Below are 17,611 nucleotides of genomic sequence, written 5' to 3' on the forward strand. Positions count from 1 at the left end.
CCAATTGCTAAATCCATCTGCATTACAATTTGCTCTTACATATACTTCGTAAGCTGTACTTGGTGTTAAACCTGTTGCTGGGTAAGGATCATTAGTTGAAGTTACAACACCATCTGTGGTTGGTACTCCTGTTCCTGCTGGTTGTACCCAAATTTGCCACTCTGTCTCTGATCCGCCTGCTAACCATGTTATATCTGCTGCATTTTCACTAAGCGTAGTTGCTGTTAAATTTAAAGGATCTGGACATGTAACTTCAAAAATTGAAACATCATCAAATGCAAATCCTTCATCTTGTACAGACCCATCAGATCCAAATGCTATTCTAAATTGCACACTACTCTGACCTGCTAATCCTACTAAAGCATGACGCGCAATTACCCATCCGTTAGAACCGGAACCATCTCTTCCTGTCCATCCTTCTTGTTGTCCTCCTGGCGCGCCATTAATGGTTGTATCTGTATACCAGTTGTTGGGATCTCCAAATGCTCCTACATTTTGCCATGTTGCTCCTCCATCTATTGATGATTGTAAAACTGTTCCGTCCCAACTAAATTCTGATTCCCACCATATACTCATCTCAATACTTGGGGCTGTCAAAGCTGATAAATCAAATATTGGACTTGTTACAAAAGAGTCTTCGTTATTGTTGTAGTTTCCTGTTAGGTTGGTTGCCCATGAGTTAACACCTGATGCAGCACTATTTATAACTGTTGCTGCTGGTGTACCTAAAGCCCATGTACCTGTACCGCTTGCTGTCCAGCCTCCATCACCAGATTCGAAATCTTCTGAGTAAGGATAACTGGTAATTTGTGAAAATGATTGTATGCTCGAAAATAAAGCAATCAAACAAATTAGTAGAGTAGTTTTTTTCATATTAATTAATGAGATGTTTAGTTTTAGAAACATCTAAGCTATTAAAAAAAACCTACTACTACTTGCCCTAAATAGTTAATATAGATAAAATGTTTTAATTTATCGTTTAAAAGAAAACAGCGACTAATCCTTTAATGACTATCGATTAAGGGGCAGGATTAGGTGTTACGGAATGAATTTGATTTATTTTTTCTAAAATTTCTGAAGATAATTCAATATTAATGCTTGAAATATTTTCTTTAAGTTGCTCTAAATTAGTTGCTCCAATAATATTACTAGTTATAAATGGTCTTTGATTAACAAAAGCCAATGCCATTTGCGCTAAGCTAAGATTATTAGCTTCTGCTAGCTCTAGATATTTTTTTGTTGCAATTGTTGAATTTTCACTACTGTATCTAGCAAATCTTGGAAACAATTTTAATCTAGAGTTTTCTGCAGCTGTTCCTTTTATATATTTTCCAGATAATACACCAAATGCCATCGGCGAATAAGCCAACAACCCTATATTTTCTCTTATAGAAATTTCAGCCATGTCTCCTTCAAAAACTCGGTTAATTAATGAGTAAGCATTTTGAATGGTTATCGGTCTTATTAAATTATGCTTTTTAGACTCTTCTAAATAGCGCATTGTTCCCCATGCTTTTTCATTAGAAAGTCCTGCAAAACGGATTTTCCCTTCTTTTTTTACAGCCTCTAACTGCTCTAAAACGTCTTTAAAATTATCTTCCCATTGGTCATTTGGATTATGATTATAATCTCTTACCCCAAACGTATTAGTTTGTCGTTCTGGCCAATGTAATTGAAATACATCTATATAATCTGTTTGAAGTCGTTTTAGTTCTTTTTCTACAGCATCTTTAATTGATCCTTTTTGAAATCCTGATGTACGTATGTGCGCTGTATAATCTCCTGGTCCAGCTATTTTGGATGCGATAACAACTTTTTCTCTATGTCCTGTTTTTTTAAGCCATGCCCCTATTATTTCACTAGTTCTTCCTTGTGTTTTTGCTTCGGCAGGAACTGGATATAGCTCTGCTGTATCTATAAAATTCACGCCTTGTTCTAACGCATAATCTAATTGCGCATGACCTTCTTGTTCGGTGTTTTGATTTCCCCAAGTCATAGTACCTAGGCAAATTTTACTTACTTTTATATCTGTGTTTGGAAGCGTTGTATATTTCATTTTTTGGATAGTTTACTTTTTAACAAATATAAAAAGACCTTTAATTAAATAATTTAACTAAAGGTCTAAATGTTTGTTAAGAAATTTTTACTGAAAGTTGGCTGAAAATTTTAGTCCTATTTTTATTAAAGAACCTTTACTTAAGCCTGCACTTCGACTGCGCTCAGTGTGACACGTTAGGGATTATTCATTATTATTTATTTCAAATTAACGTATTCATGATTACTTCGTAGTTGAGCAATTGTTGGAGCACATCTTTGATTGCGACTTGCGAAAGCCCGACCCTTGTGTTAACGCCCTAATTATTTAACAACTCTGTGATTTTGTCTAATTTTGGTGTTAAAATAACCTCTATACGACGGTTTTTTGCTTTTCCTTCTGCTGTGTCGTTAGTTGCAACAGGAGCATACTCGCCACGACCTGCAGCTGTTAAACTTTCTGGATTGATATTTTTATTTTCTTGAAGAATATTTACTATAGCTGTAGCACGTTTAGTCGATAAATCCCAATTGTTTTTAACGTTTCCGTTACCAGAATACGGATCATTATCTGTATGTCCTTCTATCAATACTGAAATATCTGGATTATCTGCCAACACAGTTCCTAACTGCTTTACTGCTTGTTTACCTTGTGTTCCTACTGCCCAACTACCAGATTGAAATAACAATTTATTTTCCATAGATACATAAACTTTTCCGTTACGTTTTTCTACGGTTAAACCTTTACCTTCAAAATCTACTAACGCGCTTGAAATAGCATCTTTTAATGCATTCATTTCGGCTTCTTTTGCAGATATTATAGCCTCAAGATCTGCTACGCGTTGCGATCTTGCTTCAAGTTCTTTTTTTAACTGCTCTAATCTAGCGTTTTCAGAAGCTAATGCTTGCTCTTTAGCTTCTAATTGCGCTAATAATTCTCTGTTCTTTTTTGTATTTGCTGCAATTGCAGAACTACTATTAGCTTCTAAAGCGTCATAAGATGCTTTTAAAGTATCATAATTAGTTTTTGTTGCTGCTAGATCTGCTTGTAATTGGTCGCGTTTTGCTACAGCTTCGTCATATTTTGCTTGTAATGAAGCTAAGTCATTTTCAGCTTGATTTTTTGCTTTTAGCAAATCGTTATTTTGGTCTTTTAAAGATCTATTTTCTTTCTTTAAATCTGCATATTTACTTTCTAGCTCTTTGTACACTTTTGGCGATACACAACTTGATAATACAAAAGTTGAAAGCATTAAAGTTAAAAAGGTGTTTTTCATTGTTTAATTTATTTGGGATTGTTGTTTATTAGTTTTCTAGTTCTAGCAAAATTGGACAATGGTCACTATGTTTTGCTTCTTGTAATATAACTGCTCTTTTTATTTTTTGTTGTAATGGCTCGCTAACCATTGCGTAATCTAAACGCCATCCTTTATTGTTTGCTCTTGCATTGGCCCGGTAGCTCCACCAAGAATATTCTTGCCTTTCTGGATGAAGATATCTAAAAGAATCAATAAAACCGCTATCTATAAAGCTTGTTAACCACTCGCGCTCTTCGGGTAAAAACCCTGAAACGCCTTTCATTTTTGGGTTATGAATATCTATTTCTTCATGACAAATATTGTAATCTCCGCAAACAACTAGGTTTGGTCGTTCTTGGCGTAAATCATTTAAATATTGATGAATCATGTCCATATATTCAAATTTGTGCGATAATCTAGCATCGTTTGTTCCAGAAGGCAAATACATGCTCATCACCGATAAATGTCCAAAATCTACACGCAAGTTTCTACCTTCAAAATCCATAGATTCTATTCCGGTTCCAAATTCGACATGATCTGGTTCGGTTTTACACAACACTGCTACACCGCTATAGCCTTTTTTTTGTGCGCTAAACCAATAATTATAATGGTAACCGGCTTCTTTAAACAAGTCCAAATCTAGCTGTTCTTCCATTGCTTTTATCTCTTGCAAACACAAAATATCTGGATTTGCACTTTTTAACCAATCTATAAATCCTTTGTTTATTGCGGCTCTAATTCCGTTTACGTTGTACGAGATAATTTTCATCTTAATTATTAATTTCTGCTAAAATAAATAATGCTTTACTTTTACAAGATGAATTATCGCCTTTTTAACCAAAAAATATTAACAAAATAAAGTAACAATTTTGCTGTTATAGCTATAGATGAAACATTGCTTTACCATTTTTATTTTCTTGTCAGTCGTTTTTGCTTTTGGGCAAGACCAAGATGCTTTTTTGGTAAAGAAAACCTTCGCCGTTAAAGACACCATAAAAGTGGATAGCGTAAGTATTAATTCTAATTTTTTTGAACTAAAAACTAAAAGCAATCAGGTTTTAGATTCTACGTATTATGCTATTGATTTTGCAACGTCAACGCTTCAACTTTTAAAACCTATTGAAGGAGATTCTGTAATAGTAAGCTACCAAAAATATCCTGAATTTTTAACTAGAACTTACCAACAATTTGACAAAAGCGTTATTGTAGAAAGTACTGCAAATGTTGATAAACTTGTACAACTTAGGCAACCCAACATCACTAACACTTTTACGCCTTTTGATGGCTTAACCACTACTGGTAGTATAAGTCGTGGCGTCACTATTGGTAACAACCAAAATTCAGTTTTGAATAGCGAATTAGATTTGCAAATCACTGGTAAATTAAACGACAAAGTCTCACTGCGCGCCAGCATACAAGATGCCAACATACCATTACAAGAAAGTGGTTACTCACAGCGTTTAGACGAGTTTGACCAAGTGTTTTTAGAGCTTTTTAGTGACCGTTGGGCAATACGCGCTGGAGATATCGATTTACAAAACAACAACTCTTATTTTGCTAGTTTTTCTAAGCGTGTACAAGGCTTACAAATAAGAGCTAGCTTGGGTAACGAAGACCATCAAACCAATCTTTTTGCGTCTGGCGCTTTGGTACGCGGACAATTTACAAACTATCAATTTACTGCTCAAGAAGGTAATCAAGGTCCGTATAAGTTGCAAGGTCCAAGTGGAGAGCTATTTGTACTTATCGTTTCTGGAAGTGAAACCGTTTACGTAAATGGCGTACCGCTAAAAAGAGGAGAAAACGAAGATTATATTATAGATTACAATGCAGGTGAAATTATTTTCAACGCAACATATCCAGTAACTTCAGAAATGAGAATTAGTGTCGATTTTCAATATTCTGAAAGAAATTATTCTAGAATTGTCGCTTTTGGAGGTGGAAATTACAGCAGTGAAAAACTGAAAATTGGCGCTTCTGTCTATTCAGAAAACGACTCTAAAAACAATCCGTTACAGCAAAATATTTCTCAAGCACAAGCTGAAATTTTAAGCAACGCAGGTGATGATCAAAATCTAATGACAGCGCCTTCTGAAGTCCCAGAAGCCTATAATGAAAATAGAATTTTATATAGAAAAGAGATTATTAACGGAGAAGAAATTTACATATTCTCTAACAATCCAGATGACGAGCTTTACAGCGTTACCTTTACTTTAGTTGGAGACAACCAAGGTGATTATGAGTTATCATCGTCAAATGCCATTAATAATATTTATGAATACGTTGTGCCAATAAACGGCATACCACAGGGTAATTACGCACCTGTAGTACAATTAGTAGCGCCAACACTTTTACAAATTGCTGTGATAAATGGAGAATACGCGCCAAGTGAAAAAACAAACGTTAGTTTTGAATTAGCCGGTAGCAAAAACGACCTTAACTTATTTTCTAATTTAGATGATGAAAACAATAATGGTTATGCAGGTAAATTAACCGTACAACAGTCCATAATCAAACAAGATAGTCTTTGGAATCTAAGTGCAATAGCAGATGTAGATTACATCAATCAAGATTTTAAAACTATACAACGTTTATACCGACCAGAATTTAATCGCGACTGGAATTTAAGTCAAAACAGCACTAATCTTCAAAATACAACCTTAGGAAATCAAGCTTTAATTTCGGCAGGTTTTGAGGCTTTTCACCCAGAAAAAGGAAATGCTAGCTACAACTTTCAGCATTTAAATTACTCTGGAACATTTATTGGAAGCAAACACAATTTAAACACCAATTTAAGACTTAAAAAACTTAATATTTCATCACAAACAAGTCTGTTAAATTCGGATGGAACGCTAAACGAATCTCGATTTTTCAGAACCTACAACAAAGCCATTTACACCTTAAAAAAGCAATGGTTTGGGACTGGTTTTTCTACTGAGGAAAACAAAGAGCGTATTAAAGAAACACAAGCTTTTACAGATCTATCTCAACGTTTTACAGCTTATCAAGCCTTTACAGGAATTGGTGACAGCACCAATGTTTTTGCAGAAGTTGGTTATAAATTTAGGGTTAATGACAGTATTCAAAATCAAAAATTAACTCGCGTTAACACCTCTAATACATACTATTTAGATTCACGTTTGATAAGTAACAAAAACACCAATCTATCAATGTATGTTAATTACCGTACGTTGACTTATGAAGATGAAGACATTGCTGACGAAAACTCTTTAAACTCACGCATATTATTCAACCAAAAGTTCTTAAAAAATGGCATTATTTGGAACACTGCTTTCGAGACTAATTCTGGTTCCTTACCGCAACAAGACTACACTTACGTGCAAGTAGAACCAGGTCAAGGTGCATACACTTGGATTGATTACAATAATAACGGCATACAAGAATTAGAAGAATTTGAAATTGCTCAATTTACCGATCAAGGTGAGTATATTCGTGTGTTATTACCTAATCAAATTTATATAAAAACACACCAAAATAGATTGAGCCAAACCTTAACTTTAAATCCTATAAATTGGGTAAATTCTGAGCAAAAAGGAAAAAAATTATTGTCTAAATTTTATAATCAAACCAGTTATTTAATTGATAGAAAAATTAAAAGAAACGGTGATAATTTTGATTTAAATCCTTTTAAAAAAGACGAAGAAAATCAATTAGGACTTAACCAAAATTTTAGAAATGTACTGTTTTTTAATCGTGGCAAGCAACGCTATACAACGTCTTACACCTATTTAAACAATCAATCTAAAAGCACACTAAGTTTTGGTTTTATAGAAAACGAATTGAAAAGTCACCAATTAAATTTCACGCACAAAATAGCTAATAGTTGGTTGGTTACTTTAACGTCTACTTTAGAAAATCAATTTAATAGAAGCGAAAACTTTAGCAGTAAAAATTTCGATTTAGATACCGAAGCTTTCAACCCTAAATTATCATATTTATTAAATGATAATGTACAGTTTGACCTGTTTTATCAATACACAAACAAAGAAAACACCATTAATAATTTAGAAACTTTACAGCAGCAAAAATATGGTTTATCCTTTGCTTTTTCGCCTAAAAACAATGCGCAATCTGGTGCAATTTCTGCTGAATTTAACGTATTCAATAACGATTTTACAGGCAACGCCAACAGTCCTGTTGCCTATCAATTATTAGAAGGTTTACAACCAGGAAAAAACTTTACTTGGACACTTTTAGCGCAAAAAAAGCTGACTAAATTTTTAGATTTAAATCTTAATTATTTTGGTAGAAAAACTGAAACTTCCAAAACCATTCATACCGGTAATGTACAGTTAAAAGCTTATTTTTAAGCATTTACGTGTTTTAAAAACTTCCATTTGCTAAAACCCTTTAAAAAACGTATACTATGGCAATAACCACAATACGTTTTAATGAAAGATTTTATAATTATTGGCGCAGCTCAAGCAGGATTATCTATGGCTTATCATTTAAAGAAAAATCAAAAAGATTTTTTAATAATTGATAAAGAAGACCAAATTGGTGCCTCTTGGCTTAACCGTTGGAACTCGTTAAAACTATTCACACCAACCGAATTTAATCATCTTGCAGGAATGCCTTTTCCTGCACCTAAAGGACATTATCCAGACAAATACGAAGTCGCAGATTATTTTAAAGCTTATGTAGAAAAATTTGATTTCCCGTTACAATTAAACACACATGCAGAACGCATAGAAAAAGAAGACAATCATTTCACTGTAAAAACTAATAAAGGTGATTTAAAATGTAAAGAAGTTATTGTAGCTACTGGACCGTTTCACATTCCATACACGCCAAAATTTCATAATAATCTTTCCGAAGATATTTTTCAAATACATAGTAATTACTACAAAAATCCAGACCAACTCAAAGATGGTGCAACTTTGGTTGTTGGTGGCGGCGATAGCGGATTTCAAATTCTAGATGAAATTTCAGAAAAAACTAATAGAAAAACATACTTCTCAGGAAATACAGACATCAAAACTTTACCTCAAGAAATATTAGGAAAAACGCTTTGGTGGTGGTTTACCGTAACTGGCTTTTTAAGCTTTAGCAAAGACTCTTGGATTGGTAAAAAGATTAGCAAATCTAAACAACCAATTATTGGTACAGATGTAAAATCTATTATCAAAAGAGATAATGTTATACCAGTTGGATACACACTTGATGCAGAAGAAAACACTATTAAAACATCAAAAAAAACAATAAAAGATGTAAAAAATATTGTTTGGGCAACAGGTTATAAACCTAACTTTAATTGGATAAAAAACATCGAATTAACCCAAAATGGTTATCCTAAACACCACCGTGGAATTAGCACAACAGACGGACTATATTTTATTGGTTTACCGTGGTTACACACACGTGGATCTGCCACTTTAGGAGGTATAAAAAAGGACGCTAATTACTTAGCTAATAATATTTTATAAATAGAAATTCTTAATTAAAAACATTCTATATTAGCTGTCATATGTAACTTTTGTAACAGTTTAATAGCTGAAATTTTGTAATTTCGTATCGGTATGAGTAAAATTTTGGCATTAACATATTCGTTTTTGATTCTTATTCAAAGTTTCAACATTAACTTAGACGACATTTCTAAGATTAATGCCTTAATAGATCATGCACAATTTCATAAAGAAATGTATGGCGATTCTTTTTTTGATTTTTTAGCTGAACATTATGGAGAAGCTAGAGATAATCATGAAAGTGATCATAAAGAGCATGAAGACTTACCTTTTAAAGACAATCACCACATGTGTACACACATTAACTTGTCTTTTATAAGTCCAAATATTTCTTTTAAAATAAGTAATGAAGAATTTATAGAAATCCCATTCAATTTTTTCTACAAAGATTCTTTTACTTCATTCGAAAAATCTTCTATTTTTCAGCCTCCAAAACACGCATAATTTATTAAAACTTAGTTCTGATTTTTTGTTAAATCAGTCACATTTAAATGTTTAATTAATTATGAATTATGTTAGAAAAAATCATAAAATCAAGCTTAAATAATAAGCTTATTATTTTCCTTTTTACAGCATTTATTATTGGTTTCGGAATTTTCTCTTTGACCCAAATTCCTATTGGCGCTGTACCAGATATTACCAATAATCAAGTCCAAGTGATTACTACATCACGTAATTTATCAACCCAAGATGTTGAACAGTTTATTACTTATCCTGTCGAGCTAGAGATGGCAAATTTACCAGGCGTAGAAGAGATAAGATCAGTTTCAAAATTTGGTCTTTCTGTGGTAACGATTGTTTTTGAAGATAATATGGGCACTTACCTACCAAGACAATTAATTGCCGAAAAAATCAAGTCAGCTTCAGAAGTAATTCCAGATGGTTTTGGCTCTCCAGAAATGGGACCAATCACCACAGGTTTGGGTGAAATTTACCAGTATATTCTTGATGTTAAACCTGGCTACGAAGATCAATATACCACAACAGAACTGCGTACCATTCAAGATTGGATAGTAAGACGTCAACTATCAGGTATTCCTGGTGTTGTTGAAGTAAATACTTGGGGCGGATATTTAAAGCAATACGAAGTTGCTATTAACCCAAATAAGCTAAATGCAATGAATATTTCGGTATCCGAAATTTACGACGCATTAGAAAAAAACAATAGTGTTGCTGGTGGTGGTTATATTGAAAAAACTAATGAAGCCTATTTTATTCGTGGAGAAGGTTTGGTTAAAAACCTTGAAGATATAGAGCAAATCGTAGTAAAAAATGAAGGCGCGCCAATTTATATTAAAGACGTTGCTAAAGTAGGTTTTGGAAGCGCCACACGTTTTGGTGCCATTACTGGTAACGGTGAAGGCGAAAAAGTACTTGGGCAAATTATGATGCTTAAAGATGGTAACTCTAAAGCCATTATCGACGCCGTAAAAGAACGCGTAAAAGACATACAAAAAAGCTTACCCGAAGGTGTTTACATCAACGGATTTTTAGAACGTAGTGAGCTGATTGGAAAAACGACCTTTACCGTATCAGAAAACCTAATTTTAGGATCATTAATCGTCATATTTGTCGTGGTTTTATTACTTGGTAATTTGCGTTCAGGTTTGGTCGTTGCGTCTGTTATTCCGTTGAGTCTGTTATTCGCCATTTCGATGATGAACATCTTTGGTGTAGATGCCAATTTAATGAGTCTTGGTGCAATAGATTTTGGGATTATTATTGATGGCGCTGTAATTATTGTCGAGTTTATTGCTTTTAGAATTATTACCGAAAGTGAAAAACTAAAATTACTCACAAAAGAGGCAAAACAGTCTGAAATTGACCAAATTACGTTAAAAAGCGCCTCAAAAATGATGAATTCTGCCATTTTTGGACAATTAATCATCTTAATTGTATTCATTCCTATTTTATCATTAAGCGGTGTAGAAGGCAAAATGTTTAAGCCTATGGCGCTAACATTCAGCTTTGCTTTAATTGGTGCCATGTTACTGTGTTTAACTTACGTTCCAGTAGTATCATCTTTATTTTTGAAACCGAAAAAGCCAAGCGAAAAAAATATTTCCGTTAGGTTAATGAAAGCGCTTAACTCTTGGTACAAACCATCAATACATTGGGCGTTACAAAACAAAAAAATCGTGGTGAGTTTAGCCGGAATTCTACTAGCTATCAGCATCTTTTTATTTAGTAAAATGGGTGGTGAATTTGTGCCAACTTTAGATGAAGGCGACTTCGTAATTCAACCGGTTTTAAAAACAGGAACATCACTTGGAAAAACCATCGAAATCACAACCAAAATCGAGAATATTCTTTTAGAAAATTTCCCAGAAGTTGACCAAGTAGTAAGTCGTATTGGTGCTGCCGAAGTCCCAACAGATCCTATGTCTATGGAAGAAAGTGATGTGATTATAAAACTGAAACCAAAGGACGAATGGGTAAGCGCAGAAAGTAAAGACGAATTAGCCGATAAGTTTAAAGAAGCTCTAAGCATCATTCCTGGTATGGAAGTGGAATTTACGCAACCTATCGAAATGCGTTTTAACGAGCTAATTACTGGTGTTAGAGCCGATGTTGCTATTAAAATTTTCGGTGAAGATTTATCCATTTTAGCCAATAAAGCAGACGAAGTCAAAGAATTGATTAAAAATGTTGAAGGTGCTTCAGATATTATCATTGAAAAAGTAGAAGGTTTACCACAAATGAGTGTGTCTTTCAACCGAAGTAAAATTGCGCGTTACGGACTAAATATTTCAGATGTTAATCAAGTAATTTCAATGGGATTTGCTGGCGGAACTGTTGGGCAAGTTTTTGAAGGTGAAAAGCGCTTTGATTTAGTGATGCGTTTAGACCAAAACAATAGAAAAAATCTAGCCAGTCTTCAAAATTTATATGTCGATACACCAAGTGGAACAAAAATTCCGCTTAGCGAATTAGCTGAAATCACATACACCACTGGACCTGCAAAAATTTCAAGAGACGATACTAAACGTCGTATTGTAGTTGGTATTAATGTTCGTAATCGCGATTTACAGTCAGTGGTAGATGATGTAAGAACTATTCTTGACCAACAACTAAAATTACCTGTTGGTTACAACGTGACTTATGGCGGACAATTTGAAAATTTACAAAGTGCCAAAGCACGTTTAATGATTGCGGTACCAATTGCCTTAGCCTTAATTTTCTTACTACTGTATTTTGCATTTGGCTCAGCAAAAGAAGCCTTATTGGTATACTCTGCTATTCCATTATCTGCTGTTGGTGGCGTATTGCTTTTATGGCTGCGAGATTTACCGTTTAGCATCTCGGCAGGTGTTGGTTTTATTGCGCTTTTTGGAATTGCGGTACTTAACGGTATTGTACTTATCGAGCATTTTAAAGAATTAAAAGAACACGGTATGGATGATATTGAAGAACGCATAAAACGTGGTACTTCAGAGCGTTTGCGACCTGTTTTACTAACCGCAGCAGCAGCAGCTTTAGGGTTTTTACCTATGGCTGTTTCGACCAATGCTGGCGCCGAAGTTCAACGTCCATTAGCAACAGTAGTTGTTGGCGGATTAGTCACTGCAACCGTATTAACCCTTATTGTGTTACCCGTTTTATACGCGTGGTTTGAAACTAAAAAAGAGATTAAAATGAATAAAACAGCAATCGTTACCATTCTCGGTTTCTTTTTTATGATGAATGCTAACGCTCAAAATCCATTAACCATTGAAGAAACCTTAGCGTTAGCTATAGAAAACAATGCTAGTTTAAAAGCTTCAAATCTTAAAGTAGATGAAAGTAATGCTTTAATAGGAAGTGCTTTTAGTTTTGATAAAACGTCTATTTATTACAGTTATGACGAAAATAATTTAGCCATAAACAATCAACCTTTAAAGGTGTTTGGTATTGCTCAAGATTTTAAGTTTCCGACGGTATATTTTGCCGAAAAGAAGATGAATAAAGCAAAAGCTAGTTTAGAGGAAACTCATTATAATCTCAGGTTTGAGCAATTACAGCAAGTGATTTACGCCAACTATTATCAATTAAGTTACGCTAAAAACAAAGCAAAAACTTACAAATATTTAGATAGTCTATATCAAGATTTTGCCAATAAATCTGAACGTCGTTTTGAACTTGGTGAAACTAATTATTTAGAAATGATTACCGCCAAATCCAAACAAAAACAGTTAGAAACCTTGTACAAACAAGCACTTAAAGAAGTTGCATTTTCTAAAGAGCAATTAAAAAGTGTTGTACAAGTTGATAGTTTAGAGATTGTTGACCAACCGCTTGAACAATTACAAATTGAAACTATTTCAACACAAAATAATGTTGGTTTACACTATTTTGAACAAGCTAAAAACTATCAAAACGCCATCTATCAACAAGAAAAACAAAACCTATTACCCGACATTAGTGTAGAGTATTTTCAGGGTACAAACGATCAATTAAACACCAATATAAAAGGGTATCAATTAGGGTTGAAAATTCCGTTATTGTTTTCTGGCAATGCTTCAAAAATAAAAGCTTCAAAAATTGCTAAAGACATTATTACAGAGCAACAACAAGATTACAAAACCAAGTTAAACACTAAGTACAATGCGCTTTTGGCGACTTTAGCGCAATACGAAGAAGCTGTAAATTACTATAATAATGAAGGTGAAGACCTTAAAAATCAAATTATAAAAACAGCAAATCGTACGTTTAAAGAAGGTGAAATTGACTTTTTTCAATACATACAAAGTCTTGAAACCGCTAGCGAAATTGAATTATCGTATTTGGAAAATTTAAACGCTTACAATCAAACCGTAATACAAATTAATCACTTGACATTAAATATCAACTAAAATGAATGAAACTGTATGAAAAGTAAAATAAGTGTCATTCTGAATTCATTTCAGAATCTAAATGTATTGATTTTAATGATGCTTAAGAATCTGAAACAAGTTCAGATTGACAAAACCAAGATTTTTCAGACAGTTTCTAATAGCAAACAACAAATAACCGAACCAATGGTTCTTGAAAATTTTAAACCTATGAAACACACATATATACTTCTTTTTTCGCTTTTATTTTTAGCCTGCGGAAATAAAGAAAATAAGACAGAAACGGTTGAAAACACGGCAACCAAAAAAAATATTATAACCGTAACTAAAGCTCAATTTGAAAGTGAACAAATGGTTTTAGACACATTGAAAACACTTAATTTTTCAACAGGAATTGCTGTTACCGGAATGATAGATGTACCACCAAAAAACAAATCGAGTATCACAACTTTTATTGGTGGATATATTACAAACACACCACTTTTAGTTGGTGACGAAGTTAAAAAAGGACAACTTTTAGTCAGTTTAAAAAATCCTGAATATGTTGAAATTCAGCAAAACTATCTAGAAATCGCAGAGCAACTTAATTACTTAAAAGCTGAATTTAACAGACAAAAAACGTTGTTTGATGAAGAAATAACTTCAGAAAAAAACTACCTAAAAGCACAAAGCACTTATAAAAGTAGTTTGGCTACTTACAACGGACTAAAGAAAAAACTACAAATGATGAATATTAGTCCAGCTGCTGTAGAACAAGGAAATATCACCTCAACCATTAGTCTATATGCGCCAATTAACGGAAACGTAACAAAAGTAAATGTAAGTAATGGCACTTATGTTGCGCCAAACGATGTGATATTAGAAATTGTAGATATTGACCATATTCATTTGGAATTATCGGTATTTGAAAAAGACATTATGCACATTAAAAAAGGTCAAAAAATACAGTTTAAAATTCCTGAAGCTTCAGAAAAAACTTTTGAAGCAGACGTGCATTTAGTTGGCACTACCATTGATGAAACTACAAGACGTGTTAAAGTTCACGGACACGTAGATAAAGACTTAGCTAATTTTATTGTTGGTATGTTTGTAGAAGCTAACATTATTACAGACAGTAAAAAAGGTCTTGGCTTGCCAAACGAAGCTATTGTAAGTGAAGACAAAAATAATTATGTGCTTGTTTTAGATGAAACAACTACTGATGGCTATCAATTTAAAAAGCTAAAAGTAAACATAGGACAACAAGACGAAAATGCTACAGAAATTTTAAATCCTGACATTTTACAAAACAAACAAATATTAGTTAAAGGTATTGGAATGTTACTTGAAGAAAGTGGTGAAGGTGGACATAGTCATTAAACTAAAAACGCCCAAAACGAAAAGTTTTGGGCGTTTTTTTATTTATAAATTTCTGCTTTTACAGGAATTTTACATCTTCATTAACCATTCTTTTACGTCAACTTCTTTTTTAATGATGTCGCGTAATTCTTCAATTCTAACACGCTTTTGTTCCATAGTATCTCTATGACGTATCGTTACAGTGTTATCTTCTAGACTTTCGCCATCTACTGTGATACAAAATGGTGTACCTGCTGCATCTTGACGACGGTAACGTCTACCAACTGCATCCTTTTCATCATAAGTAACATTGAAGTCCCATTTTAAATCATCTACAATGTCTTTTGCCATTTTAGTTAAACCTTCATCTTTTCTAACTAATGGTAAAATTGCTGCTTTTGTTGGTGCTAAAACTGCTGGTAATTTTAAAACAGTTCTTTCACTTCCATCTTCTAAAGTTTCATCTTGTAAACTATTAGAAAACACTGCTAAAAACATACGGTCTAAACCAATTGAAGTTTCTAAAACATAAGGTGTATAACTTATATTGTCTTCGTGATCGAAATACTGAAGTTTTTTACCAGAATACTCTTCGTGTTGTTTTAAATCGAAATCTGTACGAGAGTGAATTCCTTCTAATTCTTTAAATCCGAATGGGAATTTAAACTCGATATCTGTAGCTGCATCTGCGTAATGTGCTAATTTTTCGTGATCATGGAAACGGTAATTTTCTTCGCCTAAACCAAGTGATTTATGCCATTTAAGACGTGTTTCTTTCCAGTAATCAAACCATTCTTTTTGTGTTCCTGGTTTGATAAAATATTGCATTTCCATTTGTTCAAACTCGCGCATTCTAAAGATAAATTGTCTTGCAACAATTTCGTTTCTAAAGGCTTTTCCTGTTTGAGCAATACCGAAAGGAATTTTCATACGTCCTGTTTTTTGAACGTTTAGGAAGTTTACAAAAATACCTTGTGCTGTTTCTGGACGTAAGTATAAATCCATTGCGCTTTCTGCGCTTGCACCTAATTTGGTGCCAAACATTAAGTTGAATTGCTTAACGTCTGTCCAGTTTTTACTTCCTGTTAAAGGATCTGCAATTTCTAATTCTTCAATTAAGGCTTTTACATCTGCTAAATCTTCATTTTCTAAAGATTTACCAAGACGTTTTAGGATGGTATCAATTTTTTCTTGATAGCCTAAAACACGACCGTTTGTGCTTAAAAATTCTTCTTTATTAAAAGCATCGCCAAAACGTTTTTCGGCTTTTTTAACTTCTTTATCAATTTTAGCTTCGATTTTTGCGCAATAATCTTCAACTAAAACATCTGCACGATAGCGCTTTTTTGAGTCTTTGTTATCAATTAATGGATCATTAAAAGCATCTACGTGTCCAGACGCTTTCCAAGTGGTTGGATGCATAAAAATTGCAGCATCTAATCCTACAATATTATCGTGCATTTGCACCATTGCGCGCCACCAATAGTCGCGTATGTTTTTCTTTAATTCTACACCGTTTTGTGCGTAGTCGTAAACTGCGCTTAGCCCATCGTAAATTTCGCTACTCTGGAACACGTAACCATACTCTTTTGCGTGAGAGATTACTTTTTTAAATTGATCGTCGTTGTTTGCCATAATACAGCAAAGATAAACGTTTATAAAAAGTTTACAATATAATTTTTGGCTGTTTTAAGCTTAAAAGGAATGTGGTGATTTTTTATGAAGTTAGTCCAACAAAATTGAGATACTTGCTAAGCGATTTTCTTTATTAAAAACGTTTACAAAATAGACGCCTTCTTTAAAAGGCTCATCTTCATCAGCTTCTATAAATGTTGAAACTTCTACGTCTTGGTTAGTAAAATTAACATCTAACTTTTTACTATAAATTAATGTTTGTTTACCAAATTTAACTTCGTCTTTATTTGAAACTACATTATTGTTAGGGTTTACTATCTGAATGTAGATATCTTTTACACCTGTTGTTACCAAATTATTTTTAGGGATAATAAATTCTACCAACAACTTATTTGTTCTTTTTGCTTTATCTGTAGTTACCACTCTATTTCTTCCAACACGCTTAACTGCTTTTGCATCAAGCATTGTTACTTGCATTTGACTTGCAGAAACAATTTGCTTCTTTAATGTTTTATTGTCTTTTTCTAACTCAACATTAGTATCCTTTAATGTAACTGCTAAATTTTTTACGCTTGTTAGCTGCTGCTTTGATTGAGCTGCTTCTGTTTGTAAAGTTTTGTTTTTAGACTCTAATTTTTCAACCAGATTAAGGATTTGGTTTCTTTCATCCTTAAGCATCTCTATTTTAGATCTGTAGTGTGTTAATAAATTGGCCGATACTTTTAAAGTTTTTATTGAATCTAATGCTTGTTCTAATTTTAGTTTAGAATCTTCTAATTGTTGACTTAGTTCTTTATTTTCTACATCAATGGTGTCAAACCTTGAAATCATTTCTGACAACTCATTTTGGATTAATTTTTTTTCTTGAGCTAAGTATGAATTGTATTCTTCTAATTTGTTTTGGTTGTGTACTGTAAAAACACCCAAAACAGTTAGCGCTAGTATCAATGAACCAATAATTAACCTGTAGTTGTAAGTTTGAGGGAAAACTATCATAGCTAATTCTTTT

General features: G+C 33.2%; 11 protein-coding genes. 5 read left to right on the forward strand and 6 right to left on the reverse strand.

The features are described 5' to 3' along the window. From WA327_RS03000 to WA327_RS03015, 4 genes are all read right to left on the reverse strand, one after another. Positions 1 to 873, reverse strand: an 873-nt coding sequence (locus WA327_RS03000; RefSeq protein WP_336066327.1) for a fibronectin type III domain-containing protein, incomplete at its 3' end; no start/stop codon positions are given. Positions 874 to 1,018: 145 nt separating this feature from the next. Next, positions 1,019 to 2,056, reverse strand: a complete 1,038-nt coding sequence (locus WA327_RS03005; RefSeq protein WP_336066330.1) for an aldo/keto reductase — start codon at positions 2,054 to 2,056, stop codon at positions 1,019 to 1,021. A 298-nt stretch (positions 2,057 to 2,354) separates the two neighbouring features. Further along, positions 2,355 to 3,311: an OmpA family protein gene (locus WA327_RS03010; protein WP_336066332.1), complete on the reverse strand. Its 957-nt coding sequence runs from the start codon at positions 3,309 to 3,311 to the stop codon at positions 2,355 to 2,357. A 28-nt stretch (positions 3,312 to 3,339) separates the two neighbouring features. Beyond that, positions 3,340 to 4,101, reverse strand: a complete 762-nt coding sequence (locus WA327_RS03015; RefSeq protein ID WP_336066335.1) for an exodeoxyribonuclease III — start codon at positions 4,099 to 4,101, stop codon at positions 3,340 to 3,342. A 118-nt stretch (positions 4,102 to 4,219) separates the two neighbouring features. Here WA327_RS03015 and WA327_RS03020 point away from each other — a divergent pair, with 118 nt between their 5' ends. The 5 genes from WA327_RS03020 (at position 4,220) to WA327_RS03040 (ending at position 14,988) form a co-directional block, all read left to right on the forward strand. Further along, on the forward strand, positions 4,220 to 7,663 hold the full coding sequence (locus WA327_RS03020; protein ID WP_336066338.1) for a hypothetical protein: 3,444 nt from the start codon (positions 4,220 to 4,222) through the stop codon (positions 7,661 to 7,663). An 81-nt stretch (positions 7,664 to 7,744) separates the two neighbouring features. Beyond that, entirely contained in the window at positions 7,745 to 8,779 is a 1,035-nt protein-coding gene (locus WA327_RS03025; RefSeq protein WP_336066341.1) for an NAD(P)/FAD-dependent oxidoreductase, read from the forward strand. Between the two features lie 93 nt (positions 8,780 to 8,872). Further along, entirely contained in the window at positions 8,873 to 9,262 is a 390-nt protein-coding gene (locus tag WA327_RS03030) for a hypothetical protein (protein WP_336066344.1), read from the forward strand. Between the two features lie 68 nt (positions 9,263 to 9,330). After that, positions 9,331 to 13,650, forward strand: a complete 4,320-nt coding sequence (locus WA327_RS03035; RefSeq protein WP_336066347.1) for a CusA/CzcA family heavy metal efflux RND transporter — start codon at positions 9,331 to 9,333, stop codon at positions 13,648 to 13,650. 189 nt (positions 13,651 to 13,839) lie between these two features. Beyond that, positions 13,840 to 14,988, forward strand: a complete 1,149-nt coding sequence (locus WA327_RS03040; RefSeq protein ID WP_336066349.1) for an efflux RND transporter periplasmic adaptor subunit — start codon at positions 13,840 to 13,842, stop codon at positions 14,986 to 14,988. 69 nt (positions 14,989 to 15,057) lie between these two features. On the opposite strand, the gene WA327_RS03045 is transcribed toward WA327_RS03040, so the two are convergent. Together WA327_RS03045 and WA327_RS03050 are read right to left on the reverse strand one after the other, a co-directional pair. After that, a complete protein-coding gene (locus tag WA327_RS03045) occupies positions 15,058 to 16,602 on the reverse strand; it encodes a glycine--tRNA ligase (protein WP_336066352.1) in 1,545 nt (514 codons plus the stop codon). Positions 16,603 to 16,692: 90 nt separating this feature from the next. Next, entirely contained in the window at positions 16,693 to 17,598 is a 906-nt protein-coding gene (locus tag WA327_RS03050) for a hypothetical protein (protein WP_336066355.1), read from the reverse strand. Between the last annotated feature and the right edge of the window lie 13 nt (positions 17,599 to 17,611).

The organism is Mesoflavibacter sp. CH_XMU1404-2 (assembly GCF_037029465.1).
Taxonomy (GTDB): Bacteria; Bacteroidota; Bacteroidia; order Flavobacteriales; family Flavobacteriaceae; genus Mesoflavibacter.